Source organism: Chromobacterium sphagni (genome assembly GCF_001855555.1).
Classification (GTDB): domain Bacteria; phylum Pseudomonadota; class Gammaproteobacteria; order Burkholderiales; family Chromobacteriaceae; genus Chromobacterium; species Chromobacterium sphagni.
The window spans coordinates 308,989-333,534 of record NZ_MKCT01000001.1 but is presented as its reverse complement, the minus strand read 5'-3'; the positions used below and the strand labels follow the sequence as shown (position 1 = coordinate 333,534).

Genomic DNA, 24,546 nt, shown 5'->3' with positions numbered 1-24,546 from the left:
AAGCTGCCTGAGGGACAAAGCGTGCGGGATAGACGAAAACGCGCACGAGAAGCGCGCGTTTTCGCCTATTGGAAGAATTTAGTTGCCGGCGTTGCGATGCAGGTCGGGCAGCGCCATCGCTACCACGCCCAGCAGTGGCAGGAAGGAGCACAGCAGGTAGACGAACTCGATGCCATGGCTGTCGGCCAATTGGCCCAGCACCGCCGCGCCGATGCCGCCGATGCCGAAGGCGAAGCCGAAGAACATGCCGGACACCATCCCCACCTTGCCCGGCAGCAGTTCCTGCGCGTAGATCAGGATGGCCGGAAAGGCCGAGGCCAAGATGAAGCCGATTGGCAGCGACAGCAGGCTGGTCCAGAACAGGTTGGCGTGCGGCAGCAGCAAGGTCAGCGGCGCCACCCCCAGGATAGAGAACCAGATCACTCGCTTGCGGCCGATGGCGTCGCCGATGGGGCCGCCCAGCACGGTGCCGGCCGCGACGGCGAACAGGAACATGAACAGATGCAGCTGCGCCGACTGGATGCCGATATTGAAATGGTGGATCAGGTAGAAGGTGTAGTAGCTGGTGATGCTGGCCAGGTAAAAGTGTTTGGAAAACACCAGCAGCAATAGCAGCAACAGCGTCAGCTTGACGCGGCCGGAGGACAGCGCCGGCGCGCGAACCGCGGACGTTTTCCTGGCCTGGCGGTGCTGATGGGCATACCACTGGCCGACGCGGAACAGCACGTACATCGCCAAGAGCGCGGCCAGGCCGAACCAGGCGACGCTGTGCTGGCCCAGCGGAATCACGATCAGCGCAGCCAGCAGCGGGCCGGTGGCGCTGCCGGCGTTGCCGCCCACCTGGAAGATGGACTGGGCGAGGCCGGGGCGGCCGCCGGAAGCCATCCGGGCCACTCGCGACGATTCGGGGTGGAAGATGGACGAGCCGGTGCCGATCAGCGCCGCGGCAAGCAGCAGCAGCGGGAAGCTGGCGGCGCTGGACAGCAGCAGCAGGCCGCACAGCGTCGAGCCCATGCCGAACACCAGCGAAAACGGCTGCGGCTTCTTGTCGGTATAGATGCCCACCAGCGGCTGCAGCAGCGAGGCGGTGCACTGGTAGGTGAAGGTCAGCAGGCCGATTTCGGCGAAGCTTAGGTGGTAATTGCCCTTGAGCAGCGGATAGAGCGCCAGCAGCAGCGACTGCAGCATGTCGTTGAGAAAGTGGGAAAAGCTGATGGCGCCCAGCACGCGGAAACGTGTGTCCTGTGCCGGGGCGGCGGTCTGGATGCTTGCGGACATGAAGTGGATACTCGATACGGGTGGGTGAACTCATGCTAACAAGCGCGATCGCGACAGTCCTGCGAAAATAGGGCAAACATCTTTTCGAAAGAGGCGTTATGGGAGAGTTCGATCATTTGCACCAGTATGATCATGGCCTTGCGCCGGTGGTGGGCAAATGGCGCGACTACCCGGCCGGCAAGCAGACTCCGCGCCATCTGCACTCCACCGCGCAGCTGCTGTACGCGGTGGAGGGCTTGTTCATGGTGAGCACCGGGCGCGGCCAGTGGATCGTGCCGCCCTCGCGTGGCATTTGGCTGCCGGCGGGGACCTGGCACGAGGTACGCATGGTCAGCAAGGTGAAGATGCGCAATCTGTATGTGCGGCAGGATGTATTAGCCGGACTGCCGACCGACTGTTGCGTGCTGGAGATTTCCGCCTTGCTGCGCGAGCTGATCCAGACCGCCTGCGCCATCGACATTCCGTATCCGGAGGACGCGCGCGACGGCAGGGTGATGCGGCTGCTGCTCGACGAATTGCGCCGCGCCCCGGTGCTGGCATTGTCCTTGCCGCGTCCACACAGCAGCGCCTTGCAGCAATTGTGCGATGCCTGGCTGCAAAAACCGGACGACGAGCGCGGGGTGGCCGAGTGGGCGCGCGAGCTGGCGCTGGATCCGCGCACGCTGCAGCGCCGCTTCCGCCGCGAGACCGGCCTCAGTTTCGGCCAGTGGCGGCGCCAAGCGCGGCTGATGCGGGCGATGGAGCGATTGGCTTGCGGCGAGAGCGTGCTGAAAGTGGCGCTGGACCTTGGCTATGCCAGCCCTAGCGGCTTCGCCACCATGTTCAAGCGCGAGCTGGGCGTGCCGCCGAGCAGTTTCTTTTCCTCATCGTAGGGCGGAAGCCCGGCAAGGCCGGGTGTTCCGCCATTGTGCAATGGTTATGTGACAGTAGGTCTTGCCCGCGCTCGTATCTATGCCGACCCTCGCGATTCATAGGAGTCCGCTTCGCGGACGATGCTTGGGGCCGGTTCCGCACGGCGGACGGGTCCATTTCTTTTGCGTCGCCAAAAGAAATGGACGAAAGAAAAGGCGACCCAACCGCGCGGCGAAACCCCGTCTCCAAAGCCATTCCCAAGGCGCCGCCCAACTCGCGGGGCGCTAACTGTAACGCGGCGCGCATTTTGGCACCGGATTGCACCTGATTTGGCACTGCGGCCGATGTACATTTTGCAGCAGCTTTGACACGAAAGCAGCCCCGGAGTCGGGGCTGTTTCGTTACCTGCCGTTCTACGCTTCAGAGAGATGCCGTCGGCTGAATGCGGGTTCCCACGATGCTAGGATGGCAAGCTGCGGCCGGGCCGTTACGATGCCGGTATCCAGCTCAGCCAGTACTCGACCAAACAGGACCAGTCCTATCGGCGCTAGTTCTCGTCGCCATAGCGACCTGGCGTCATCATCGGGTCGAATGTGGCACCATTCCTGCGCCGCAATCGGGCCGGTATCTGCGCCGTCGTCCATCCAGTAGGCCGTCCCGCCAGTAACCGCCTCGCGCATGTGCAGCGCCCAGCGGATCGCGTCGCGTCCCCGGTGCCGAGGTAGCAACGACGGGTGGTAGCCCAGCGCGCCATAGCGAGCCGCAGCACGAGCGCCGGCATCAATGAACACGTGAGCATGGGCGGCGAGGATGATGTCGGTTCCGGCGGGGATATCAGCCGCCGTGACCTGATGGCCGCAGACCACAACAGGGATACCGCTTTCTGCCGCTGCCACCTGCAGCCTGTCGCCGGCCGGGGCGATGGCGGCGGCGACGGTATCGCCTCGCCTCTGCACCAGGCGTAGCAGCTCGCATGCCAGCCATCGCTGGCCGATGATCACGACGCGCATGGTGTGTCATCCACCAGGTAGCGGAACCCCTGCACCGCGCGCATGTGGCCACCATAACCGGAACTGCTCCCCGAATTACCTTTAGTTTGCTCGCTCTGGCGCATTGAGTCCCGGCATCGCATTTTGTGCTCGCCGAACAGCCTGGCGCTAACCTGCGTCCAGCGGCTGTCCCGCCGTAGAGCCTCAGCTAGTCCTGGGTGGCTGGTATGGAACAGCGTCGGCAGCGGCTTGTTATAGCGGTTCTCTCCACGCCGCCAGGCATCGCAAATGGCGTTGAGAAACCGCATCCCCACGCCAGCGCCTTGCCACTCAGGCATGACGACCAATCGGCAAGCGCGCGCTTCGACCAGCCCTGGGCGAGTGCTGACAGCCAAGTGGGCGACCGGCTCGCCATTGATGGTGCCGACGTAGCATGTCGCCGCGATCATCCTCGGCAGTTTCAGATAGTGATGCGGCTCAAACAAGGGCCAGTAACGCCAATCCGTTTGGTGAATTTCGAGTTCCAGGGATGGCCGTCGCCGAAGAGACCCCCGTTGAAATTGTCCGGTAGCCGTATCGAACACCCAGTCCGGCTGCAACCAATCCAGAATGTCGTAATGGCAGGACAGCAGCACGGCCTGGCCGCCGGTCCGCCGCCAGACTTTGGCGAACGCGCCGGCACCGATACGGGCGATCTGGCGGTCGACCACGGACGAGAACTCGTCAACCACGGCGAGTGCCGGCGCTTCGCACACCAGGCGGGCCAGCGTCGCCCGGAATTGCTCGCCGTTCGACAGCACGTTGAACGGTCGCAACCAAGCCGGCACGCTGCCGAGGCCGACAGCCGACAGCGCGGCCGTCACGTCGGCGAACTCGCCGCCAGGTGCGATAGCGTCGACAATGGGCATGCTGGCCGGCCACGTCGGTTTGTACAGCTGGCCGATCTGCGCCCCTATGCTGGTTTTGCCGCTGCCGGACGGCCCCACAATGACGCCGATCTGCCAGTCGTCGCCTTCGATGGGTAGCTCGGCCTCCAACTGGAAGTTGGCCCCGCTGTCTACGTTGAACAGCGATTTGACCCGCTCGGCGCGGTATGAGTCGAAATCGGAACAGCGGTGGTTGACGCGGATTTTCATACGGACACCACCCGCAGCTTGTAGCCGTCAGTTTTGAGCCTGGCGTAGACCTCCGCCTGGTCGGCCTCGTCCTTGCAGATGATGATGACCCCGTACTGAGGGCGGTATTTAAATCCATTGCGTCCTAACGGCTTAGTCATGGTTGACCTCGTTGCTAGACGCTCTCGGGCGTTCGGATGGGAGGCTCTCGGCCTTCAAGTGGTTAATGGCCTGACAGCGCGGGCATTTGATCGTCAACTCAATATATGTGCCGATAGCCAGTTTTCGGCGACACTGGCCACAGCGGATTTCTGTGCTGCACATCGGATACCTTATGCGGTTCTTCTAGCCGGACGCGAGTTTGTCATCCGCGTCCGACCGTTGTTTCAACTCACTGCGGTTTAACAGGCCAAATGGTTTTCAACGGAAACCCCGGCTGCTGGGGCACGTCGCGCAGCGCCTGGGCGTATACCGCCCACTGTGCGGCTTGTTCCTCCGTCAGTGTGGTGGGGGTGCCATAGCTTTTTTGGTTAGTGTGCCGGTCCAAGATCGCCAACACGTCCCTCAGCAAGAGGTCACGCTGCTGCCGGGATTGTTCCGCGACCTCTTCAACGCTGGCCGGGGGCCTGGCTCGTGCTATTGGCCGACCTTTGTCGTCTACGCCAATCACTGCGCCGGCTGCTTGGGCATCCAACAGCGCGTTGTAGAGCTCTGTCGGGATTTCGGCAGCGTCAACCGGGCGTATCGTGCTGTCGCCGTCAAAAAATCCGCAAAGTGAAGGAGAAAAGTAAATTGCCATCTTCGTGGTTACTCCTATAGCTTCCCAATTGCACGGATATAGATCGTGCCCTCGTCCGGCGGACCGCCGTAGATGCCGCGCGTCCGTATCGTGCCGCCAGTCGACGTCGGCGCTGATGCCAGCAACGCCGTCACCTCGCCCTCGGCATCCAACACTGATGGCCAGACCCCGTAGACCTCGGCCATAGCCAATGGAAATACGTAAGGGACCACTTCATCGCGCCGGCCGAACTGGACCGAAAACCATTGCTCAACCTGCCCGTCCGGCCATTTGCGGTGGCCTCGCGGCGCGACCTGACCAGCGAACAGCGTTCGCATGGTGGTAACCGCAGCGGACAAATCACTTTTGGTCGCACCATCCGCGATGCCGTAGCCGGCCAGCGTGTTGGCCTGCGCGGCAAATCGCTCATGAAGCCAGCCGTATTTTGCAGATCGGAGCGCCCCGTCACTGCTGACCGTCAGGCATTCGAGGTTGTCTATCTTGAGCATCAACTTGGCAGAGCCAGCACCCGGCGAGCTACTGGTAGCAGCAAACAAGCCAGTGTCGCCATCCACGTCAAATCCGTATCCAACAGCGGCACCATCGTCACCTACTGCGGCGGGATCGCCTTTATTCGCACGGAAAGCCGCTCCCCAGACGCGCCGCTCGGGATCGCGCCAGGCCGCATCGGTGATGCCGTATCCCGCCAAGGTCGTCGGGCGCTGAGTGCCGCCCCAGGCCAAGCGCGTGATCACCTCCAGTACCTGATTGTTTTTTGTGGCGTCGGGCTGCATGCCTTGCGCCGCGAGCAGAGTGGCCATCTCAGCCTGCAGCGATTGCACGCTGCCTTGTACCGCGTTGAGCCAGGCGGCGGTCACGATAGTGCCCAGCTCGCCCTTGGCGGGGTTGCCATCACGGAACTGTTTGTCGGCGGTGCCGATGGGCTGCATCACGTCTTGCATCTCATCTCCTGTCTTGATAGGCAAAGTAAACGAAGGTGTGTGCCGGTTTGAGATCGTTGAACACCGCTTCGACAACCGGGTCGCCAAAGGCGGTAAGGCGCTCCCCGGCAGCGGAGAGGCCCGCCTGAAAGCGGAAGATCTGGGAGTCTCCGCCGTACACCACCACCTGCCAGACCCAGATGATTTCCGGCACCCACAAGACATCGCCGGCCAGGCTCACACCAGCTCGGAATGGCTGTGGCTCCTGGATGGCGATGTCCAGCCCCATGCCGGCGGCCAAGCGGGTGAAGTACGGGATCGACAGGCCGCCGGTCTCCGCCAGTTTGGCCAGCACCAGTTGCAGCCGTTGCTGATACGGGGCGTCAGCCGGTGGAGTGATGCCGCATACTCGCTCCCAATCGACCAGCAGTTCGCCCGCCGCGAGCGGTGTGATGCCGTCGCCTGCTCGGTCGAGGCTGAGCATAGTCTCGTCCAGGGCGCGGCCCTCGGTTGAAAGCTCAGCCCGTAATGCGGGGCCGTGGGCATAGCTGACCGGGGGCAGCAGCATGGCTAGCAGCGATTCGTGGCGCATCACATGGTCCTCATATTCACGGTGCCAAGGCGCAGCCACTCGACCGTGGAGGCATCGGCCTTCGGCACAACGTTGGCTATTGGCGTCATGATCTGCCGGTCAGCCACGCCGGCAACGGCCGAGACCAGCAATTCGATGCGGCTGCGCACCGCAGTTTCTCCGGGGGCCAGCGCGGCAAAATAGCCGCTGACCGTGTCCTTGACCTGCTCGGTCGCGATGGCCAAGGTCGTGCCGGACAGCAACACCCGGATATCGAGGTCGACCAGGCGCGGCGTGGGGGCGAACACCAAGCAATTGCGGGCCGTGACCGGCCGCATGTCGTCGATATGCTGCTGCACGGCGGCCAGCACCTGGCTGGATGGCGCGCCGCCGGCCATGGTGACGGCAACGTCGACCGTCCCGAGACCGCGCCGTAGCGGGTAGACATAGGCGGCGGTAACGCCGTCCACCTCCATCGCCCAGCGGTGGTAGTCGTAGCGATTGCCGCCGGCCGGTGGACGGCGGATCAGCTCCAGCAGCCGCGCCAGCAGTTCGCCATCCGACTCGGCGTCCGCGCCGCCCGACATATTGACCACTGACGCCTGGCTGGCTATGCCGGACGGGGCCGACGCCAATTCAGCGACAGCACCTGCGGCAATGTTGCCGGCCAGACCAGGCGCGGCGGCATTAACCGTGACGATAGCCGCGCCGCTGGCGTCCAGTGTTGCGCCTTGGGTGGTGGTGTAGCTTTGTCCGGCGGCTTTCGCCGTCAGGCCCGCCGGGGCCGTCGCACCGGGAGAGCCCTGCAGCCGCAACTGGCCGGCGGCGGCAACCGCATTCTTGCGTGACAGGCCACGCACGCGGGCGTGCAGCTCCAGGTAATCGCGGTCTGCGGTATCGGGAAAAATCTGCCGGGTCAGCCACGCCTGGTGCTGGTACAACCCTTCCACCGCGCTGGCCACCGAGGTGGCGCGGACGAACCAGTCGCTGTCGGGGGTGGTGTCGACGTCGGGCCGTTGGTTGCGCAGATCGCGTAGCAGCGCGTCGCGGACAGATCGCATATCTAGGGTGGTGAACGGCATCAGGCGACCCTCACCGGTAAGTTGAACAGCTGGGCGCGGCCGCTCTGGTCTTCTACCGTGATCTGCAGGTGGAGCCAGCCGGGAGTTTGACGGTGGGTGGAGACATCGACCCGGTTGGCGCGGCCGTCAGCCAACAGCGGCTGCAGCGCCTGTTCGCTGTACTGACGGGCAAGCATGTCGACACGGCCGGTGTCTTTCTCGCGCTGCAGCTCATGCAGGCGCGAACCCAGCGTGGGGTCGGCCCACCAACTGCCCAGCGGCGTCATCAGCCGTAGGTAGACGGCGTTGGCGAGGGTGTCAGTAGCGGTGCCGGCATAGTCACCGGATGCGGGGTCGATGAAAGCGTCCATGCCCCAGACTATGGGGCATGGGGCGGGGCGCGAAGCTTATGCAGGTCTTCAGTGCTTTAAATCTGCAGGGATTTTTTGGTGAAGCGCCTGAACAGCTAGAAACAGTTCATTAATGTCGTATCGGACTCCACGGAAGCGGAAGCTTTTATCCGCTGGGTCATACCAACGCATAAAATCTCCGCTGTCTAGTCCCTGAATTGCCCCCCAGTCCCCAATGTTATCAGCCACGATATTTTTATGAGTACTGGTTTGTGCCCAATGGTCCAACCTTTCATCATAATGCTCTAGATGATCTCGTAGCTCTCTGCTCCTAATCGGGTTCTCATCATCGATTTCCAACAAGGTCTTGAGGTGAGCGGCTCTTGCGTTACGTATCTCTCGGTGCTTTTTGCTATCAATTGGCCATATCATTTTCGAAATATTGCTTGTATGGCTTAGAAAGCTATGAAGGGAGCGAAACGTCTCACGCAAGAGATATCTCATTCTCTGTTGATCTACGCCATTTGCATGTATGCCTCCAATAGCCATATTTAGATTTTGAATTGCATGCAGTGCGTAAGTACATTGCGCCTCAATCTCCATAAGAAAGACCTTCTGATCGAAGTCATCCATCTAGCAACCCTCATTAAGTGATCGGTGCTATACACTGTATGGCATTGATTTTAGATATTCAAATCTCATGCCGCTTTAGAGGGGCGGGTCTGTCACGCCACCAGAATCCCCCGGATGCTTGTGATGTACCAAGCTCTTCCCGCTGGCCACCACATCCTCCGTCGCCACCAGCTTGCCCGTCACCGCCGCGCCGGAGCCGCCCTGGATCGCCAGTCCGCCGTTGCCGTTGATCTGCCCCTGAGCGGTTAGGACCGCGCTGACGGTCAGGACCGGCGTATTGAAGTTGGCTTGTCCGCTGGCGTTGACTTCCCATTGCTTGCAGTTGACCCGGAAGACGTCGCAGTCGGTCTCAATCACCCGGCCGCGTTTCAGTACGACCTTGGCCCCTTCGTCGGTGTAGAGCGCCACCTCGCCGGGCTTGAGCGCCTGCAGGCGGTAGTTACCATGCTCGGTGGCGATGATGATGCCGTGGCTGGTGCGGCCGCCCATCGGCAGCACCACGGCCATGGTGCCGGGCGGCGGGTTGGAGGTGTAGCCATATTGCTGGAACAGCTCGTTGTCCTGCAGCTGTTCGCCGGCCAGCGCGTCGGCCTGAACCAGCTGCACGGAGCTGGCGCTGTTCACCCGCGTCAGCACACTGCGGAAAGCCTGGCGCACACCGGATAGTGCGCGGCTGATACGTTTGTCGATGTCGTTGATCATTGGCTGACGTCCACCGCTTCTAGACCGGCCGAGGCGTTCTTGCCGCGCCGGTGCTTGCGCTTGTGCGGGTGGGCGTCCAGCACCCACAGCTTGTCTTCCTTCAGCGTCAGCCGGGTAATGGTACCGGTGGCGCGGCCGCCCTGGATGGTGCGCGCCATCAGGAAGAACGTCGCATCGATGCCCAGCGGCTCGCAGATGACATGAATGCGCTGTCCTGGCTGCCACAGCTGGCCGCCGCTGGTGCGGTGCCCCGCGACCTCGGCTACCAGGGTCAGCCCCTTCAGCCGCCCGTCTGACAGTATCTTCCTGGCCCTGGCCCGCGCTGACTCGGCGCTCTCGGCGTCATGATCGACCTTCACCTTGGGCCGGTAGATGGACATGGCGCTGTCCCGCACCGTGCTCTTGATCGCATGTTTGCCGTTCTCTACCGAGGTGCCGTGCGACTGGCCGAGGACCGTGATGTCGGAATAGCGCTCGGCCATGCTGCGGCTGCGCTTCAGGCTCAGCACGTTGTTGCCCTTGCCGTTGTGCCGCATCACCAGAGAGGCGACCGGTGGCGCGCTGTAGTCGGGGCCGCCAATCACCAGGGTGCCGTCCGGCTCGAACCAGGGCCACAGGCCGTTGGCCTCGGCGGCATGCACCAGGGTATCCCAGGCGGTGTCGCCCGGCTCGACATTGACCTTCTCCGCCGTACCGGCGCGGTCGGCGTCGATGCGGATCTTGCGTACGCCCAGCGGCCGCACCACGCTGGCCACCACCTCGGCTAGCGTCGCCATCTTGGCGGTGAATATGGGAGCCGAGCAGTCCACAAGCACCGCCGCGCCGTCGCGGCCGCGCAGGGTCAGCGAGTGTCCCTCTTTGTGGATGTGGTCGTCGATATCGTCGATGCGGCCGCTGAGCACCGTGTCGTTGCCGATGCGCACCATCACTTCCGCGCCGGGGGCGACCATGGCCGGGATCTTGCCGTCGGCCAGGCCCAGGGACACGCTCCAGGCGTCGGCCGGAATCAGCAGGTCGGAGTCGATCTCGTAGCTGTTCCAGTTGCGGTGCACGTGGCCGCCGACCATCAAATTGACGGCGTTGTCCCCGGAGGGGTGTAGCAAACGACTATCGGGCGTAGGCATGCAGGACATCTCCTGTGGCTATCGCATTGGGGTTGCGTAGTTGCGGGTTGAGGCGGGCCAGCTCCTGGGCACGGGTGTAGTCGCCGTACCAACGGAACGCGACCAGGTGCAGATTGCCAGGCGCTTCTACCACCCGCGTCTGCAACGGCGGCCGCGCCGCGATCACAACTTCGGCAGCATCCTGCACGCTGCTGGCGACATCCTTCAGCGCCTCGACAACCGGCCGGGCCTGTTCCATCGGCAGCGTGGCGCGGATCGCGTCTATGGCGTCCTGGACGCTTGAGCGGGTATCGTTGGCGATCTGCTCAATCTCGGCCGGCGATAGCACCGGCTGGTCGGCCTCGGCCGCCAGTATCTCGCTGGCCGTGTCCGCTTTGGTTGTGGCCGCGCCGACCTGCAGCACAGCTTCGACCAGGTCGACGTCTGCGGGGTACGCCGGCAGCGGCCGGGCGCTGATGATCACCGGCAGCGTGCCAGAATTGCCTGGTGTTCCGCCCGTGCCTGGATCGCTGCCCGGCCTAGGGGTGCCCGTTCCTGGCGTGCCGCCATCGCCCCCGGTTCCCGGCGTACCAGTGTCCGACGTATCCGCTCCCGCGCTCCCGCCGCTGGCGATCTCGCCATTGCTGACTTGCCGGGGCAGTTTGACGATAGCGTCCAGCTGCAAACCCAGGCCGCGCCAATCGCTCATCAGAACGGCGGGGTCAAAGCTGCGCAAATCCGCCAAGCCGCCAAATGCGCCAAACACGTCGGCGGCGAACGCTCGGGGAAAGTCCAGGACATCCAGCATGCCGCCCACCATGCCGCGTACCTGGCCTTTGATCGCCCCCAGGGTGCCGGCCAGCATATTGCGCAGCCCGTTCAGCCTGGCCAGGTTCGCATTGGCACTGTTGATTGCTCCTAGCGCCAGGCCAAACGCCTCAATGCCCTGGTTTTGCGCGGCGGCGGTGAATTGCGTTATCGCCTGGGCCTTTTGCACCGGCAGCTGTTGCACGAAAAACGGATTGCCGGGCGTGGCCTCGACAAAGGCCAGCGCCACCTGGCAGTAGTCTCGGCTGTCCGCCTCGTGGACGATGTCGTAGTCCAACAGCTGGGCGTGTTTGATGCTGCCGAATACCGGGTGTATCAGTTCGCCCGACCCCGGCTTGTCCAGCTCCTGGAGGAACGCCTGCAGGCGGTTCTCGTAATCATTGCCGACGAACACGGCCGAGATCTGCACGCGGCGCGCGCGGCGGCCCAAGTCCTCCACGTCCGCGCCGTCCAGGTAGGGGTATTCGTGACTGGCGGTGGCGCGCTGGGAGCTGTCCTGGGTTTTGACGCAATCGAACTTCACGCCGCGCCAGCTGGCGTCCAGCAGGGTTTTGTCCCAGGCCATCAGTTCCTCCTCGCGGTTTGGGAGTTCACCGCGTTCACGGCGGCGACGATATTGCCGTTCTGCACATCCACCTTGACGTTGATCGGGATAGGCCGCTGGCTGGCCTGGACGATGTGCTGCGCGGCCAGGTCCAGTTTGGTTGAGGCGTTGACGGCTGCCTGCAGCATATCGAGCTGGGGCACCGCGGCTGCAGTTTGGGGATCGGCGCAGCCGGGTTTGGTGCATTGCGCGTTGCAGGGCCAGCAGCGGATTGGTTGTGTTTCAAGAGCGGGGTCGGAGCAGTCAGCTTCGCGTCTTCATCACGATGCAGTAGGTCATAGACCCAAGTACCTAGGGTGCGCTCTTTGCCATCGTTGGTGGCGGTTAGTGCCGCGGTGATGCCTGCATTGAGCAGGCTGCCAATGCCATAGCCAGCTGCAGCGGCCAGCCCGACGCCGCCGGCCGCCCTGAGCGCACCGCCTGTCGCGGTGGCGGCACCGCTGCCAGCGCCGGTGCCTCCGTCGAGCCCTGGAATCTTGCTGGAGAGCAGCATAGGTAACGCGGCAGCGGCAGCGGCGGCGGCCAAGGCGCTGACAGCCGTTGTTGCGCCCGCCAGAGCGGCAGTCAATCCTGGGTATTGCGCGCCATAATCGGCTAGTTTGCCAGCAACGTCTCCGACCGCATTGTTGAATTTTCCGATGGAGTCATATTGCCCTTGTTCCCAGACATTATTCATTTGCTCCAGCTTGAAACCAGCCTGTTCTTTGATGAATCTTTGATTGATTTCAACGTCCTGCTCGCCGCCGACACGGGTCTGTTCTGTCAGTTTCTGCAGCTTAGCCGGGTCAAATAAAACAGGCAGAATGCCGAGCAGCGCTTGGCGGTCTTGAAGTGTTTTGCCAATCCCTTTCGCCATCAAGATATCGGCCATGCTGCCATACATGGCCGTTTTATCTTTATCGTCCTTTGCCGCTTCTGTTTGCTTCTGCAGTTTGGCAAACGCCGGGTCGGCTTTTGCGACCTTGCCTACCAGGGATGTAAAGGCATCAATGGAGTCCATCCCCTTGGACCTGGCCTCCATCAAGGTGCCGTAGAGATCGATCCCTTTTTCGCCTTTCTTTTTATCGCCCATGGTGCGGGCGCTGATTTTCTTGAAGTCGCTCGCCGTATCGGCGGAAGTGATTTTCTGTAGGAAGTTGACGACGTTATTGCCGGCTTCATCGGGGCTGCCTGCCGCCGTTACCGCCATTTGGCTGAGCGCCAGTATCTTGGCCAGGCCATCGGTGCCTCGTAAGCCAGCCGCGCCGCCCATGGCCAGCATCTTAGGCAGCCAGGTGGCCATATCCTTCAATTCGAAGCCGCCCAGCTGGCCCGCCTTCAGCGCCATGCCCAACGCCTTCGGGATCTGGTCGACCGGTATCTTTGCGTTTTGGACCGCCGCCATCACCACGCCCGTCATTTCCTCGGCGCTAGACCCTGCAGCTGTGGCGGCTTTGCTGATCATCGGCAACAGCTTGCCGGCTTCCTGGGGGCTGAAGATGCCGCGTGCGATCAACTTGTCCAGAGCCGTCGCATTGTCGTCGCGGGTGCCACCTTCCTGGGTGGCAGTACGGATATAGCCTTCCAGTTGCGCCTTGCCTGAGCGGCGTCGCTGCAGTTGCTCGTCTACCGATAGTTTGCGGCCCTCGAGCTCGGTCTCGTTGAACGCGGTATTGGCCATGTTCGCCAGCCGCATGTCGTAGTCGGCTACTCGCCGCATCGGGCTTGCCAGCACCGCCTTGCCGGCCATCACACCACCCACGCCGGCCATCAGTCCCTTGGCTCCGGCCGTCATGCCGCGCTGCAGCTGGCTGACGCCTGACAGTTCCTGGCGCAGGCCAGCAACCTTGGCGCGCATGGCGTCATAGGCGCGGGCCTGCTCGCGGGCGGACAGAGTGCCCATCGCCGCCAGGCGCTTGTATGCGGCCTCGGTTTGCTGGATCTCGCGCTGAATAGCGTTCTCGGCGCGCACGCCCAGCAGTTCGCGCGCGGCAGCCGCGCGCTGGTTTTCGCGCGACAGCCCGATCACGGCGCGCTCGGCGACGCCGGTCTGCTGCGCCAGCTGCTGCATCGCCGCCGCGCCGGCCAGCGGTATGCGGGTGGTGGAGATCAGGGTGCGGCTGGCCTGGCCCAGTTGCTCGGTCGAGGCGCTGGCCAGCTGGGTCGACGTGGCCAGCTGCTGCATGGCGGCGGACCCGGCTTGAGACACGCGGGCGGCATACGACAGGCCCGTCGATGCCTTGCCGAGCTGTTGGCCCGCCGCTGTTGCCTCTTTGGTCTTGGCGGTCAGATCCTGCAGCGCCTGGCTTGCGCCCCGCGACGACATGTCGCGGAAGCGCATGACCAGGGCCAACTCCATGTTCTTCATCTGGGAGCCTTCAGGCGTTGGGAAGTAATGCGGCGGGTCTCGACGCCATCGGCCGGCCTGTTGTTACGGCCGGATCGCTTGCCTTGCAGCTGCACGATGGCGTCGAGATACCCCTCCAGCTCGCTGGCGGTCAGTTGGACGGCTCGGGACTCGGGAATGCCGTATCGGCCGAGAGCGACGATGGCGCGCCGGATGCCGGCGACGTGCTGCTCGGCCGCATCCGCTTTTTTTTGAGCTCGCTCCGCGCCTGGGCCAGGACGTCGTAGTCGTCGTCGACCATCCCTTCCAGCAGCTCCAGGGTGATGGCCTCGGCCGGGATGGTGCCCAGGCGGACCAGCGTGCGCGCGAACATGTCCAGGTTCAGCTGCAGATTGCTTTCGACGCCGACGGCATGGATGGCTTCGATGTTGTCGTGCACGGTAGGCAGGCGCAGCTCGAATTCGTAGTGCAGCTGACCGGAGCCGGCCGGGTATTCCACCCCGTACAGCAACGCATTGGAGATCGTCATCATTCGGTTACCTTTCTCAGAGATTGCAGTTTCAGGTCGCGCCGCGCTTCGTTGTCGACGCTGAACTTGTCGCCGACCTCCAGCGAGAAGCAGTCGAGGTAGCTCTCCCGCTTGCCGCCTGGCTTGACCGGGTGAATCGTCAGCTTGGCTCCTTCTATGGCCTCCCAGTCCAGATCGCCAGTCAGCGGGATGACGACCGTTGCCGACAGCTCATACTCGGAAATGCCGCGCGCGAAACCTTTCAGGCGGCCGGTGCTGTTCATCGTCTTGACCGGCTTGCGCCCGGTCTTGGTGCTGATGCTGAGGTCGACGACCTCGACTTCCTTGCCGTCCACTTCCAGGACGATGGCTCCGGCGTATTCTTGCAATGCCATGGCAGGCTCCTTTCCTTACAGCAACAGGTCGATGCGGCCGGCTAACACATGCAGGCCGTTGACCACGTCCACCGGAATCTTGGCGTCCAGGCGGTTGACATCCTGCAGGTCGCGCTCGACGATCAGCGCGTCCTTGTTGTCTTCCACCGCTTCCACGATCTCCAGCTCTTCCAGCTTGAACAGCACGTCCAGCAGCTCGGAGCGGACTTTGGGCGGGGTGCGCTCGGACAGCTTCTCGCGCGGGAAACGCAGCGCGATGCGCTCGCGGCAAGCCTTGCGCACGTAGTCCAGCGTGCGGATGGTGGTGATGTCCAGCAGCGACACATCGTTCACGCCCTGGAGGTCGCGGGTGTAGGTGCTGATGGCGCGCACGATCTGCACGCGGTCGCCGGGGCCGATCTCCAACGGCGTGAGGCCGTTGTAGAGCGCGTTCTCCTGCTCGGTGCGGGTTGGCCGCTGGTCGATGGCGGTCACGTCCAGACCGGCCAGCTCCAGGGTGTTCAGCGGCCTGGCCGGGTCTTCCTCGCTGGCCAGCACGGCGGCGTAGGCGGCGGCGATCTCGCACGGCAGGCGCAGCGAACCGCGATGCCAGGCGCCGGTGATGCGGCCGCTGTTGATTTGGCCAGCCAGGGTGGTGCCGGTGGCTAGCGACGCCGGCCAGCCAAACACGCCGATGGCTCCGCGCTGCTCCATCGGCCCGGACACGAATTCCAGGTGGCTGCGCAATGCGGCCAGCTGCGCCTGGCTGGCGAGGGGCCCGACCAGGATGTGATGGCCGGCCCCGGCCACTGCCGCCAGCGCGGCGGCGTAGTCGGGCTCCAGCGTGCCGCCGCCCATGCCGGCGGCCGTCGCAGTCAGGCCCGGCGCGTTGCAGCTCGCCTGCAGGCGGATGTCGTTGCCGATGGCCCCCTTGTGATAGCAGGTATGGGTAACCACGCCAGCCGCGGCCGCGCTGGCGACCGGGATGCTGGGCTGGGCATTGACGGCCGCCGCCAGCGCCGTCGCCACAGCGGCGGCCGTGTCGCCGCTGTTGATCGCCACGTCGACGCGGGACGCGCCGACCCACAGCGTCACCACACCGCTGCCGCTGGCGGTGCCGGCTAGGGTGGTGGTGCCGGTGGCGGCGGTTCCGGCCGGGTCGTTGACCGCGATGGCCGTCAGCTGCAGATAGGGATTGGCCTTGATGGCGGCGCGCGCCATCAGGTGCAGCTGCGATCCCTGGCCGAACAGCTGGGCGGCTTGTTCGTCGCTGAACAGATCGGCCGGGGCGCGCTCCGCCTGGCTGCCGCTGGCCAGTTTCTGGCCCAGGATCAGCACGCGCTGCAGATTGCCGGGCAGCGTGCGCACCGCCAGCTTGGTGTTGAACTCGAAATACTTGCCCGGCTTGCGGATCGAGGCCGGAATCTGGTCGAAGCTGATGTTGGCGCTGGCCATTATTCGGCTCCTTTCTTGGCGTTGGTTTTGACACTCGCGGCCTCGTCGACCTCGACCAGGTCGCCGTCGCCGAGGATGCGCAGGTAATAGGCGCTGCGCGGCACGTCGGCCGTCTCGGCGTCGGTGATGTAGGCGCGCGGGTTGTCCTCTTTGGGCACCTGCAGGCCAGGTGCGGCGGCTTTCACGATCATTTGGTGCTCCTCAGGATGTCCTGGGCATCGGGCTCGCCGTCGTCCGGGGCCAGGTGGTAGTTGAGGCCGGTGCGCAGCCAGTCCGGGTCTGGGTCGCCGAGCTTGCCCTGGTTGCGGGCGAATACGCTGTCCGGATCGGCCGCCGCGTCCGGCGTGCCGGGTTTCGCTGGAGTCGGCCAGGCATGGAGCGGCAGCGCCTCTTCGATCCACTCGGTGGCGAACTCGCAGGCGAACACCGAAAACGCCGTTTTCTCCAGCCGGGTGTTGAACAGGGTGCGCACCCGGCCGGGCTGCAGCGGCGAGATCGGCAAGTCCAGATCCTGGGCGCTCAGCAAGCGGCGCACGGCGTAGACCAGGGCGTAGGTGCCGATCTCGCCAGCGCCGGGGCCGCCGTGCCGGCCGGCGGCCTCGTTGCGCAGGTTCTGGTCGCCGACCATCACCACGAACTGCCCGCCTGCCTTGTAGCGCTTGCGGCTGGTGCTGGTCGGTTCGGTGCGAGGCGTGCCGCCGTAGGTGACCCAGGCGGCGGGGAAACGGCGGATGGCCTCGCCCAGCCCGTCGTCTAGTTCGCCGCCGTAGCTGCCCACTTCCCGCACCATGCGGCCCAGGCCGAGCCGCAGGCGGGCGATGATAGCGTCCTCGATCTGCGTCAGCAGCATCAGAGCGCCCCTCCAGAGCGGGCGAAGGCGCGCTCTCCGGACACGAACTGCACCGTCTGGCTGGGAGCCGCGACGCCGCCGTCCGGCATCCCGCCCAGCGTGACCTTGCCGGCCGCGACCAGCTCCAGGAAGCGCACGGCGTCGCGGTAGCGGTCGCGGATGTCTTCCGTTAGCTGGGTGCCGCTGCCGCACAGCCGGTAGCGGGCGATGTCGCAGGCGTAGCCGGCCAGGATCTTCGGCGGCTGGGCCAGCGGCAGCGGGTAGCGGCCGCCGATATAGCCGTCGATCTCGACGCCTGCGTCGGCCAGTGCGTCGGCCAGCAGCGGGTCGTCGACCTGGCCGCTGTACTCGCGGTCGGTCAGCGAGATGACCTCCTTCTCGCCGAAGCGTTGCAGCATGTCGTCGCGGGTGGCGTACACGATCAGTTCTCCCGGATGTAGGTCGGCTGCACGGCCAGCATCGGCTCCTGGCACAGCAGCTGGAGCTCGGCCTCGGACAGCTCCGCCAGGCGCACCGTGGTCGCCTCGCGGGTGAACACCCGGCCGGCGCGGCGGAATTGCTCGCACTTGGCCACCACCTCAAGGGCGTTCGGCTCGAACAGTCCCGCCAACGGGCTGGCGGTCTCGGGTTCCTGGGTAGGTTGATCGGCGGCCTGGGCCAACTCCTGCGGCTGCTCGTTGCCGGCGTGGGGCTGCTGCTGCTCGGCCTGGCCCCGTGCGTTCCCCGCCTGGCCGGTGGTCTTGCTGTTTTTGTCGTTCGCCATGGCTTAGCCCTCGCTGCCGTCGGAACCGTAGGCCAGCTGCCAGAAGCCGTAGCCTCCGGCGGCGCGGGCCTCCGCGCCGAACTTGTACTTTTTGCGGTTGAACACGTCGTCAGCCTGCGGGTCGGTTTGCTGTACGAAGTTCGGTTTTTTGCGCTCCTGGTAGATGAAGGGCTTGATGGGCCTGGAGGTGTCCAAGAGGAACCAGGCGGTGTCGGAATTCAGCCAAGGCGCGACCACGACCGTGGCGGTATTGCGGTAGGGGTTGGGCTTGCCGTCTTCGAAGCGCTCCGTCGTCATCAGCAGATTGGCGTCGTCTTCCAGGGCCGGCGGCACCAACAGGACGTTGGGGGCGATGTTCAGCGGGCGGCCCTCGTCGTCGCGGAATTTCTTCATCGCGGTCCGGGCTGCGCCATAGCTGGCGCGCGCAGCCGCCAGGCTGGCCGCTGACAATTTCTTGGTCCCCTTGTTGGAAACCGACTGCCCGGCGACGACGTGGTCGACATCGAAGAAGTACTGGCCGTCATAGCACTGGCTGGCAAAGCCTTTGTTGACCAGGTCAAACACGATTTCGTCCGGCAGTTGCTTGGCCGATTCGCCAGCCATCTGCGCCTGCGGCGCGTAGATGCCCAGGTTGTCGTCGTCGATGTCGTTGCGGTCGACCTCGACAGTGACTTCCCAATCGTCGTTGGTGATGGTGTAGCCGGATGCCGCCAGCGCTTTAACGGTCTTCTCCCCAATCCATTTCTGCATGCGCGGGAAGTTCGACAGCCACTTGTAGTCATTGGTCTTCGTCGAGGACGGCACCAGCATGGCGACTTTCTGCCATTGGCTGGGGGCGGCGCTGAACGCGTTGTTGAAAGTGGTCTTCAGGTTGACGAAGATCGCCTTCAGGCTGGATGCGTTGACAATCATGGGTGTTGTCTCCTTAGTTGACCCATACGCCGTCGGCGTCGATGCCGACCACGATGCCGGCCGGCGAGCGGGTATTGCCGCCATTGCTCTTGGCCACGGTCTGGTTGTCCGCGATGTAGCAGACGCGGCCCAGGCTGGCCTGGGTGACCGGGTCGCCAGAGTCGTTGGCCCACTTGAAGGCCACACCGCGCCGGATCGGCACGCCAGTAGCTCCGTCCGCGCCTGCCGAGTTGTCGACGGCGGCGTCGGCCATGCCCAGGTAAGCCAGGGTGGCGGCCGTTGCGCCAGGCACGGCGAAGCCGCTGCCGCTGGCGCAGACGATGGTGCCGGCCGGAATCTTCACGCCGGCCGCGACCGGCGCGACGATCAGCTCGCCCTGGCGATACGGGGTGTTGCGGTCTTGAGTGGTGGCGGTCATGCCTTCTCCTTCATCACGGCGGCGACGGCGTCCGGGTCGTTGCCAAACATGCTGCAGACGGCCAGCGTGTCGGCGTCGAGGGCAGACGTCACACTGCCGGCCGGCGGTTGGCCCTGGGTTTGGGTGCTGGACAGCGCGGCGATTGCCGGCGCGGTGTCCAGGTAACCCTGCAGCGCGGCCAGGTTGGTCTTGCCCAAATCTCGCGCCCAGTTCTCCTGCACCGCCAGCAGCCGGCCATCCGACAGCGCGGCGGTGATCAGCTCATCCACCTCGCGGCCGTGTTGTTGGGCGGTCAGCGCCGCGACCTGCTCCTGCAGGGCGCGCATGGTCTCCACCGACACGAAACGGGCCGGGTCTGCCTGGTTGGCCGACAGCGCGGCGATGCGTTGCTGCTGGGTGCCGAACAGGCTGACCAGGTCGACGCTGGCGGCGGCCGTGCCCTGGCCATTGGAGAGTTGGTCGATCAGCTTCTGCAGCTGAGTTTTGATATCGTCGGCGGTTGCGCCGACGGGCAGGTTGAGCAGCCAGCGCAGCTGCTCGATCAGTTCGTCCATTGCGGAATCCTCTTGAGTGGTGGACGGGGTGGAAATCAGACGCGACAAGACCGCCACCTGTAGTTCAGGCAGCTCGTCCAATGCCGGGTTATTGGTCAGGGCGACATGCAGCAGGCCGGTGACGCAGCCTTGCTTGTCGTAGGTGAAAACGGGTGAGAGGTAGAGATATTCCTTAGCCGCGATCATCGCGGCGGCCTTTTCGGTCCATTCCACGTCGGTGGCGTAGAGGCCGTCCTCGCGCCACTCCAGCGCGCCAAACCATCCGCTGGCGGGAGCCGGCTGGCCGTTTTTCTCGCTGCGCAGGGTCTGGTGCTCGTAGTCGATGACATAGCGCGTCTCCCGTTGGTTGGCTGCGTCGATCAAGATGGCGGCCAACACCCCGTCCAGCGTCCAGGCGGCGCACTCGGCCGGGCGGCCGTCGCGGGCTCGGAACGTGCCAGCCGGCAACAGTTTGATGACGCGGGGAGCCTCGCCATCGGCGTTGCCGATTTGGGAGAGGTCAACCGTCAGAGCGGCGATGAAGGGTGTCAGATGTGCCATGCCCCGCATTGTGCGGGGCATGTGGGGAGGGGAAATCTGTGAGGGGCTTCAGTGACTTAAACTATTTTCAGCCTAAACATTATCAGGCTTTACCATTTCATTTCGTGCATGTACCGTTCAATACCAGCCGAAGCATGGCGTGCATTTTTGTCTTCTAAACTCTTTGTTAAAATTTTAGCCAAGATAAAGTTGTTGCGCTTCCCCGCAAATGCCTTTGCTTGATTTGCAATGTCGGGCATCTTGTTAAGAATGACTTCCGCTTCTGTCAAGCTCCTGGATAGCCTATTAAGATCAGGCGTACGCATTTCATCTAGTAAGCTATTTTGTAGGCTGCTAATAGCTGGCTCAACCTTTTCAAAAATCATACTTCGAACGTCTTCTGCGAAAAAGTTGATATATTCGAGGGTGCCAGCCTTGTAGCGCTCTTGGGTGTCAATCTCTTTGGGTACGTTACTGCTGGTGCGCCGCATGACATCCCTGATTTTAATTTGTTTTTTGGTTAGCTCTCGATAGTCGTATACATCATATTCGCTACGTCTAGCCTTAGCCTTTAGCAGGTTAACCAGCTGGACTCCTATCGTTTGCTCCAACCTCCTGACAAAATCTGTAATCTCCTTTGCTTGAGATTTGGCTTCTGCCAGTCTAATCTCCAACGATGGAGTGGCATCTCTTCGTGCCTGTAGGGATGTAATAACTTGTCTACGTTCTATGTATCTGAGAGCCATCTTGCTTTGTGCCAGAAACTTCTCAGCGCCCAGATCCTTTCCACATACGTTACCAACATTTGTTAGCCTGCCGTCCTCCAGTCGGACGACAAAACCTAACAGGTGAGGACGATGGCAGTTCTCTTTCCCACAGCGAATCGTATCGGGAAATCTATAAAAGTAAACTATCTTGTCCAATTTTACAGCTTTGGGGTCGATATCTTTCGTATAGCCTGGGAGCCGTTCAAGCTCTTCAATACTCTCAATAACGCCAACTTCAAGCTCATTCGGTTGGATTTTGCTCATGGCCCCTCCATCACCCAATTGGAGATGTCATTTTAACACCGTTAGAACCCCGTTAAAATATCTTGCCATGTTACGGGGTAAGCAAGGGGTCATCGTAGGGTCAAAACGTCGCTACGGGCGTTTATAGGGTCAAGCCATTCAGCCCTCGGCAACGCTGCGCAAATAGCTTTCCGCCGTATAGACGATCTCGTCCAGGTCGTCGTCGGTCAGCAGCATGAATGGCCGCGCCGGGATGTTGCTGCCGGGGTGGTTGACCTTCTTCACGACTCGTCCGCCGAACGCCAGCGCTTTTTTGTTCCTGGGACGGATTTCATGGGGCCGCGTGCGGCCGCCATTGTTTTGGATGGCGGCGTATTTGACGTTGGTGCCAACGGTCGAACTGTCGTTGTCGCTCATGTCATTCATACTGCCGGCGAGCCGGCCGCTTTTCTGCAGTATCTTCCCATCGCGGCCTGGCGGTTTCAGTCCTTGCCATTTCGGCCGCCCTTCTTGGGCGAAATTCTCTTCCACCGCGTCCAGCATGATCGCAGCGATATTGCGCATTAGCGGCTGACGGTGGTTCGTCGCTTGGATGATTCGCCCCATAACATCGGCGACATTCGAGTTGTCTATCTTAATGTCTATCATCTGGCGCTTTGCTCCTGCAGATATTGCTTGGCAAACTCTGGCGGGTAACGGCTGAGGTCCGGCTGATACGCGGCCTGGCCGGGGTTGTAGCCAAAGCCGGCGTCCGCCACGAACAGCTTGCCAGTGGCCGGGTCTCGGAATGCAGGGGCTGGGCGGGTATTGCCTATGCGGTCTATCGGCTGGTCCACCGTTTCCATCCTCCCCTCGCTGCTGGATGCGTCCAGGCCCAGCCGCTCCATGTCGCGGGCGCTCCTGGTGCGCACGCGGCAGCGGCATTTCCAACCGTTGGGCGGGTAGAACCTCCGCCAGAACGGGTCGTCGTAACGGAAGATGCGGCCGTGCAGGCTGCGGTGTAGCGGCCGGGTGCGGTTGTCCAACACCGCCACGTATTCCCAATACGGCCGCGCCTCGGCGTTGGCCAACTGCTCCTGGAAGCGGCCGGCCTGGTAGGCTGACTGCATGTTGGTGCGAAAGATGGTTTCCAGCCGGCGCGGGTTCAGTCGCTTGCCCTGGATCTCGCCGGTTGTCTGGTCGATGATATGGCCGCGCCCCCACCAGCCTTTCGCTTCCAGCACCGGCTGCAAGCGCTTCTGGAAGTCGGCCAGCGTCTCGCCATTCTGGATCGCCTGCAGCAGCGCTTCGCGCATGTCGGTCAGCACGTCCAGTTTCATCACGCCCGCCACGGTGAACGAGCGGGCGTGGGCTTCAGCCCATACCTCCTGCCACTTGAAGCCGATGGCGTAGCCCTTGCTCTCGAAATAGCTGATCGCTTCCTCGGGCGGCAAGCCGATAGCGTAGCTCAGGTCTACGGCCTCACTCGTGGGCATGTAGGCGTCCCCAGACATCGGCGACGAACATCGCCCGCGCCAACAGTTGGGACAGCGCGGCATCGTCCATCTGCGGATACGCCGCCACCAGCGACGCGATGGCATCGTCCGGAGTCGCCCCGTCGCGGATGGCCTGAATCACTGGAGCCAGCACCGCCTCCAGGCCGGCGTTGATCGCATCGGCCGGAAGCGCGACGGCGTCCAGCGCCGCCTGGTCGGGGTAGACCACCTCGCCCCGGTCATTGGTGAGCGCCGCGCGGTAGGACAGCGCGGCGCTCGGCTGCGGCCGCAGCTCCGGCGGCAACGCCATTTCAGGACGCGGCGCGGTTAGCACCTCGTCGTCGTCCTGGGGCTTCGGGATGGCCAGCTTGTCGTACACCCAATCGGTCTTGACCTTCAGGCCCAGCCCTACCAGCTTCGGCAGGCTTTCGGCATACAACTTGATGTCCTCGATCTCGCGGGTATCGAACACCAGGCGCGGCATCCGGCGCGGGTCGACCTGGCCGAAGTTCAACACAGCCAGCGGGTATAGCAGGTCGCGGACCAGGGTTCCCTCCAGCTGGCGCGCATCGCTGACGGTCAGGTCGTGGCGCACTTCGTTGTGGACGTTGCCGAGCGCGTTGGTCGATGTCTTGCCGTCGGCCTGGCTGGTGAGCGTGCCGCCCAGGATCGCCTTGGACTGCGAGCGTTCGCACCAGGCGATCATGGCTTCGAACGGCTCCTCGCTGCCCTGGGCAGCGGCCTGGAACTCGATCATCATGCCTTCCGGTATGATGCCGGCCGCGTTGTGGCCGATCTCGGCCACCGCGCGCAGCAACGTGGCTCGTTCCTGGTCGGTCGCGCCGGGCGGGTATTTGCCCACGCGCAGCGGGAGGCCGTAAATCTCCAGGAACTCAGCCAAATCCCGCACGCTGTAGTTCTTGAACAGATAGGGCCAGGCCAACACGCGGTGCAGGCCGGCGCGGGTCAAGTAGCCCGACTTTGCCTTGTGCCGGTGGATCACCCAGCCGAACTTCCACGGCTCCGCGCCCTGGGCGCTGCCGTCGCGCAGTCGCAGCGCGTTGCCATCCTCGGGCAGGGTTTGGAACCAGCGCTGCGGCCGGTGGGTCAGCGATTGCGGCAACCAGTCTTTGCCCAGCCGCTGCCAGGCGATCTCCAGCGCGGCGAAGCCGTGACCAATGCCGTCCAGGCAATCCAGCAATACGTCGTCCAGGTCCGGTAGGTCGGTCAGCCACTCCTGCAGCTGCTCGGCCTGGCGTTTCTCGGCGGCGCTTGCGCTACGCGGCGGGGCGATGCTCCAGTCCAGCGTCAGCAGCGCGCGCTTGCGCTTGCTCATCTCCGCGAAGATGTGACTGTCTTTCTCCTCTATGTCGTTGAACAGGTCGGCTTGTGCCGCCAGATTGCCCTGTTCGGCGTCTTCCAAGGCCCGGTGCAGCCGCTGCGGCGTCAGCCCGCGCGACGGATGCTCGGCAAACTCCCTGGTCACCCAGCCGATGCGCACGCTTTGCGGCTCGGACAAGACCTCGCGCTGGATGGGCTGGCCGTACTGGTCAAGAATTTGTGCCATGTTTGTCACT

30 protein-coding genes are annotated in these 24,546 nt (G+C 63.5%); 1 reads left to right on the top strand and 29 read right to left on the bottom strand.

Annotated features, from left to right (window positions below):
* Positions 1–78 precede the first annotated feature (78 nt).
* Positions 79–1,278: an MFS transporter gene (locus BI344_RS01585; protein WP_071111218.1), complete on the bottom strand. Its 1,200-nt coding sequence runs from the start codon at positions 1,276–1,278 to the stop codon at positions 79–81.
* 98 nt (positions 1,279–1,376) lie between these two features.
* Here BI344_RS01585 and BI344_RS01580 point away from each other — a divergent pair, with 98 nt between their 5' ends.
* Positions 1,377–2,150, top strand: coding sequence for an AraC family transcriptional regulator (locus BI344_RS01580; RefSeq protein WP_071111217.1), 774 nt, complete (start codon positions 1,377–1,379; stop codon positions 2,148–2,150).
* Between the two features lie 393 nt (positions 2,151–2,543).
* On the opposite strand, the gene BI344_RS01575 is transcribed toward BI344_RS01580, so the two are convergent.
* From BI344_RS01575 to BI344_RS01450, 28 genes are all read right to left on the bottom strand, one after another.
* Positions 2,544–3,140 carry a formyltransferase family protein gene (locus BI344_RS01575; RefSeq protein WP_071111216.1) on the bottom strand — a complete coding sequence of 199 codons (597 nt, stop codon included), beginning with the start codon at positions 3,138–3,140 and terminating at the stop codon, positions 2,544–2,546.
* Entirely contained in the window at positions 3,128–4,255 is a 1,128-nt protein-coding gene (locus tag BI344_RS01570) for a GNAT family N-acetyltransferase (RefSeq protein WP_071111215.1), read from the bottom strand. The genes BI344_RS01575 and BI344_RS01570 overlap by 13 nt, the downstream gene beginning before the upstream one ends.
* Entirely contained in the window at positions 4,252–4,395 is a 144-nt protein-coding gene (locus tag BI344_RS24535; protein WP_193430942.1) for a hypothetical protein, read from the bottom strand. The genes BI344_RS01570 and BI344_RS24535 overlap by 4 nt, the downstream gene beginning before the upstream one ends.
* Positions 4,388–4,558, bottom strand: a complete 171-nt coding sequence (locus BI344_RS22625) for a Com family DNA-binding transcriptional regulator (protein WP_083370026.1) — start codon at positions 4,556–4,558, stop codon at positions 4,388–4,390. Before BI344_RS22625 ends, BI344_RS24535 begins: the two co-directional genes overlap by 8 nt.
* Positions 4,559–4,625: 67 nt before the next feature.
* Positions 4,626–5,033, bottom strand: coding sequence for a phage tail assembly chaperone (locus BI344_RS01565; RefSeq protein WP_071111214.1), 408 nt, complete (start codon positions 5,031–5,033; stop codon positions 4,626–4,628).
* 14 nt (positions 5,034–5,047) lie between these two features.
* On the bottom strand, positions 5,048–5,974 hold the full coding sequence (locus BI344_RS01560; RefSeq protein ID WP_071111213.1) for a hypothetical protein: 927 nt from the start codon (positions 5,972–5,974) through the stop codon (positions 5,048–5,050).
* A 1-nt stretch (position 5,975) separates the two neighbouring features.
* Positions 5,976–6,545: a YmfQ family protein gene (locus BI344_RS01555; protein ID WP_071111212.1), complete on the bottom strand. Its 570-nt coding sequence runs from the start codon at positions 6,543–6,545 to the stop codon at positions 5,976–5,978.
* On the bottom strand, positions 6,545–7,606 hold the full coding sequence (locus BI344_RS01550) for a baseplate J/gp47 family protein (RefSeq protein WP_071111211.1): 1,062 nt from the start codon (positions 7,604–7,606) through the stop codon (positions 6,545–6,547). The genes BI344_RS01555 and BI344_RS01550 overlap by 1 nt, the downstream gene beginning before the upstream one ends.
* Positions 7,606–7,956 carry a phage GP46 family protein gene (locus tag BI344_RS01545; protein WP_071111210.1) on the bottom strand — a complete coding sequence of 117 codons (351 nt, stop codon included), beginning with the start codon at positions 7,954–7,956 and terminating at the stop codon, positions 7,606–7,608. Before BI344_RS01545 ends, BI344_RS01550 begins: the two co-directional genes overlap by 1 nt.
* Positions 7,957–8,004: 48 nt before the next feature.
* Positions 8,005–8,568 carry a hypothetical protein gene (locus tag BI344_RS01540; RefSeq protein ID WP_071111209.1) on the bottom strand — a complete coding sequence of 188 codons (564 nt, stop codon included), beginning with the start codon at positions 8,566–8,568 and terminating at the stop codon, positions 8,005–8,007.
* Between the two features lie 75 nt (positions 8,569–8,643).
* Complete coding sequence (locus BI344_RS01535; protein WP_071111208.1) at positions 8,644–9,270, bottom strand: phage baseplate assembly protein V; 627 nt, start codon at positions 9,268–9,270, stop codon at positions 8,644–8,646.
* Positions 9,267–10,394 carry a phage baseplate assembly protein gene (locus tag BI344_RS01530; RefSeq protein WP_071111207.1) on the bottom strand — a complete coding sequence of 376 codons (1,128 nt, stop codon included), beginning with the start codon at positions 10,392–10,394 and terminating at the stop codon, positions 9,267–9,269. The genes BI344_RS01535 and BI344_RS01530 overlap by 4 nt, the downstream gene beginning before the upstream one ends.
* Positions 10,378–11,766, bottom strand: coding sequence for a DNA circularization protein (locus tag BI344_RS01525; RefSeq protein WP_071111206.1), 1,389 nt, complete (start codon positions 11,764–11,766; stop codon positions 10,378–10,380). Before BI344_RS01525 ends, BI344_RS01530 begins: the two co-directional genes overlap by 17 nt.
* Positions 11,767–11,800: 34 nt before the next feature.
* Positions 11,801–14,152: a phage tail tape measure protein gene (locus BI344_RS01520; protein ID WP_071111205.1), complete on the bottom strand. Its 2,352-nt coding sequence runs from the start codon at positions 14,150–14,152 to the stop codon at positions 11,801–11,803.
* 130 nt (positions 14,153–14,282) lie between these two features.
* Positions 14,283–14,663 (bottom strand): hypothetical protein, encoded by a 381-nt coding sequence (locus tag BI344_RS01515; RefSeq protein WP_071111204.1) that lies wholly within the window; start codon positions 14,661–14,663, stop codon positions 14,283–14,285.
* Positions 14,660–15,034: a phage tail protein gene (locus BI344_RS01510; protein WP_071111203.1), complete on the bottom strand. Its 375-nt coding sequence runs from the start codon at positions 15,032–15,034 to the stop codon at positions 14,660–14,662. Before BI344_RS01510 ends, BI344_RS01515 begins: the two co-directional genes overlap by 4 nt.
* Before the next feature lie 15 nt (positions 15,035–15,049).
* Complete coding sequence (locus BI344_RS01505; protein ID WP_071111202.1) at positions 15,050–16,468, bottom strand: phage tail sheath subtilisin-like domain-containing protein; 1,419 nt, start codon at positions 16,466–16,468, stop codon at positions 15,050–15,052.
* The gene (locus BI344_RS01500) at positions 16,468–16,659 is read right to left on the bottom strand and encodes a DUF2635 domain-containing protein (protein WP_071111201.1); all 192 of its coding nucleotides are present in this window, start codon (positions 16,657–16,659) and stop codon (positions 16,468–16,470) included. The genes BI344_RS01505 and BI344_RS01500 overlap by 1 nt, the downstream gene beginning before the upstream one ends.
* Positions 16,656–17,318, bottom strand: coding sequence for a DUF1834 family protein (locus tag BI344_RS01495; RefSeq protein ID WP_071111200.1), 663 nt, complete (start codon positions 17,316–17,318; stop codon positions 16,656–16,658). The genes BI344_RS01500 and BI344_RS01495 overlap by 4 nt, the downstream gene beginning before the upstream one ends.
* Positions 17,318–17,737, bottom strand: coding sequence for a gp436 family protein (locus BI344_RS01490; RefSeq protein WP_071111199.1), 420 nt, complete (start codon positions 17,735–17,737; stop codon positions 17,318–17,320). Before BI344_RS01490 ends, BI344_RS01495 begins: the two co-directional genes overlap by 1 nt.
* Before the next feature lie 2 nt (positions 17,738–17,739).
* Complete coding sequence (locus BI344_RS01485; RefSeq protein WP_071111198.1) at positions 17,740–18,081, bottom strand: hypothetical protein; 342 nt, start codon at positions 18,079–18,081, stop codon at positions 17,740–17,742.
* Between the two features lie 3 nt (positions 18,082–18,084).
* A complete protein-coding gene (locus BI344_RS01480; protein ID WP_071111197.1) occupies positions 18,085–18,993 on the bottom strand; it encodes a Mu-like prophage major head subunit gpT family protein in 909 nt (302 codons plus the stop codon).
* A gap of 13 nt (positions 18,994–19,006) precedes the next feature.
* Positions 19,007–19,411 (bottom strand): hypothetical protein, encoded by a 405-nt coding sequence (locus BI344_RS01475; RefSeq protein WP_071111196.1) that lies wholly within the window; start codon positions 19,409–19,411, stop codon positions 19,007–19,009.
* Positions 19,408–20,505 (bottom strand): phage protease, encoded by a 1,098-nt coding sequence (locus BI344_RS01470; RefSeq protein ID WP_071111195.1) that lies wholly within the window; start codon positions 20,503–20,505, stop codon positions 19,408–19,410. Before BI344_RS01470 ends, BI344_RS01475 begins: the two co-directional genes overlap by 4 nt.
* A gap of 89 nt (positions 20,506–20,594) precedes the next feature.
* The gene (locus BI344_RS01465) at positions 20,595–21,515 is read right to left on the bottom strand and encodes a hypothetical protein (RefSeq protein ID WP_071111194.1); all 921 of its coding nucleotides are present in this window, start codon (positions 21,513–21,515) and stop codon (positions 20,595–20,597) included.
* Between the two features lie 138 nt (positions 21,516–21,653).
* Positions 21,654–22,142, bottom strand: coding sequence for a phage virion morphogenesis protein (locus tag BI344_RS01460; RefSeq protein WP_071111193.1), 489 nt, complete (start codon positions 22,140–22,142; stop codon positions 21,654–21,656).
* Complete coding sequence (locus BI344_RS01455) at positions 22,139–22,969, bottom strand: phage head morphogenesis protein (RefSeq protein WP_071111192.1); 831 nt, start codon at positions 22,967–22,969, stop codon at positions 22,139–22,141. Before BI344_RS01455 ends, BI344_RS01460 begins: the two co-directional genes overlap by 4 nt.
* Positions 22,956–24,536: a DUF935 domain-containing protein gene (locus BI344_RS01450; protein ID WP_071111191.1), complete on the bottom strand. Its 1,581-nt coding sequence runs from the start codon at positions 24,534–24,536 to the stop codon at positions 22,956–22,958. The genes BI344_RS01455 and BI344_RS01450 overlap by 14 nt, the downstream gene beginning before the upstream one ends.
* Positions 24,537–24,546: the final 10 nt, after the last annotated feature.

Bases quoted from the DNA above. Each gene is read 5' to 3' on its own strand.
- BI344_RS01470 (WP_071111195.1), bottom strand. From the start codon at position 20,505: ATGGCACATCTGACACCCTTCATCGCCGCTCTGACGGTTGACCTCTCC.
- BI344_RS01520 (WP_071111205.1), bottom strand. From the start codon at position 14,152: ATGAAGAACATGGAGTTGGCCCTGGTCATGCGCTTCCGCGACATGTCG.
- BI344_RS01505 (WP_071111202.1), bottom strand. From the start codon at position 16,468: ATGGCCAGCGCCAACATCAGCTTCGACCAGATTCCGGCCTCGATCCGC.
- BI344_RS01500 (WP_071111201.1), bottom strand. From the start codon at position 16,659: ATGATCGTGAAAGCCGCCGCACCTGGCCTGCAGGTGCCCAAAGAGGAC.
- BI344_RS01585 (WP_071111218.1), bottom strand. From the start codon at position 1,278: ATGTCCGCAAGCATCCAGACCGCCGCCCCGGCACAGGACACACGTTTC.
- BI344_RS01555 (WP_071111212.1), bottom strand. From the start codon at position 6,545: ATGCGCCACGAATCGCTGCTAGCCATGCTGCTGCCCCCGGTCAGCTAT.
- BI344_RS01485 (WP_071111198.1), bottom strand. From the start codon at position 18,081: ATGGCGAACGACAAAAACAGCAAGACCACCGGCCAGGCGGGGAACGCA.
- BI344_RS01465 (WP_071111194.1), bottom strand. From the start codon at position 21,515: ATGAGCAAAATCCAACCGAATGAGCTTGAAGTTGGCGTTATTGAGAGT.
- BI344_RS01535 (WP_071111208.1), bottom strand. From the start codon at position 9,270: ATGATCAACGACATCGACAAACGTATCAGCCGCGCACTATCCGGTGTG.
- BI344_RS01565 (WP_071111214.1), bottom strand. From the start codon at position 5,033: ATGGCAATTTACTTTTCTCCTTCACTTTGCGGATTTTTTGACGGCGAC.
- BI344_RS01525 (WP_071111206.1), bottom strand. From the start codon at position 11,766: ATGGCCTGGGACAAAACCCTGCTGGACGCCAGCTGGCGCGGCGTGAAG.
- BI344_RS22625 (WP_083370026.1), bottom strand. From the start codon at position 4,558: ATGTGCAGCACAGAAATCCGCTGTGGCCAGTGTCGCCGAAAACTGGCT.
- BI344_RS01510 (WP_071111203.1), bottom strand. From the start codon at position 15,034: ATGGCATTGCAAGAATACGCCGGAGCCATCGTCCTGGAAGTGGACGGC.
- BI344_RS24535 (WP_193430942.1), bottom strand. From the start codon at position 4,395: ATGACTAAGCCGTTAGGACGCAATGGATTTAAATACCGCCCTCAGTAC.
- BI344_RS01575 (WP_071111216.1), bottom strand. From the start codon at position 3,140: ATGCGCGTCGTGATCATCGGCCAGCGATGGCTGGCATGCGAGCTGCTA.
- BI344_RS01460 (WP_071111193.1), bottom strand. From the start codon at position 22,142: ATGATAGACATTAAGATAGACAACTCGAATGTCGCCGATGTTATGGGG.
- BI344_RS01495 (WP_071111200.1), bottom strand. From the start codon at position 17,318: ATGCTGCTGACGCAGATCGAGGACGCTATCATCGCCCGCCTGCGGCTC.
- BI344_RS01450 (WP_071111191.1), bottom strand. From the start codon at position 24,536: ATGGCACAAATTCTTGACCAGTACGGCCAGCCCATCCAGCGCGAGGTC.
- BI344_RS01475 (WP_071111196.1), bottom strand. From the start codon at position 19,411: ATGACCGCCACCACTCAAGACCGCAACACCCCGTATCGCCAGGGCGAG.
- BI344_RS01550 (WP_071111211.1), bottom strand. From the start codon at position 7,606: ATGCCGTTCACCACCCTAGATATGCGATCTGTCCGCGACGCGCTGCTA.
- BI344_RS01545 (WP_071111210.1), bottom strand. From the start codon at position 7,956: ATGGACGCTTTCATCGACCCCGCATCCGGTGACTATGCCGGCACCGCT.
- BI344_RS01570 (WP_071111215.1), bottom strand. From the start codon at position 4,255: ATGAAAATCCGCGTCAACCACCGCTGTTCCGATTTCGACTCATACCGC.
- BI344_RS01560 (WP_071111213.1), bottom strand. From the start codon at position 5,974: ATGCAAGACGTGATGCAGCCCATCGGCACCGCCGACAAACAGTTCCGT.
- BI344_RS01480 (WP_071111197.1), bottom strand. From the start codon at position 18,993: ATGATTGTCAACGCATCCAGCCTGAAGGCGATCTTCGTCAACCTGAAG.
- BI344_RS01515 (WP_071111204.1), bottom strand. From the start codon at position 14,663: ATGATGACGATCTCCAATGCGTTGCTGTACGGGGTGGAATACCCGGCC.
- BI344_RS01455 (WP_071111192.1), bottom strand. From the start codon at position 22,969: ATGCCCACGAGTGAGGCCGTAGACCTGAGCTACGCTATCGGCTTGCCG.
- BI344_RS01540 (WP_071111209.1), bottom strand. From the start codon at position 8,568: ATGGATGACTTCGATCAGAAGGTCTTTCTTATGGAGATTGAGGCGCAA.
- BI344_RS01530 (WP_071111207.1), bottom strand. From the start codon at position 10,394: ATGCCTACGCCCGATAGTCGTTTGCTACACCCCTCCGGGGACAACGCC.
- BI344_RS01580 (WP_071111217.1), top strand. From the start codon at position 1,377: ATGGGAGAGTTCGATCATTTGCACCAGTATGATCATGGCCTTGCGCCG.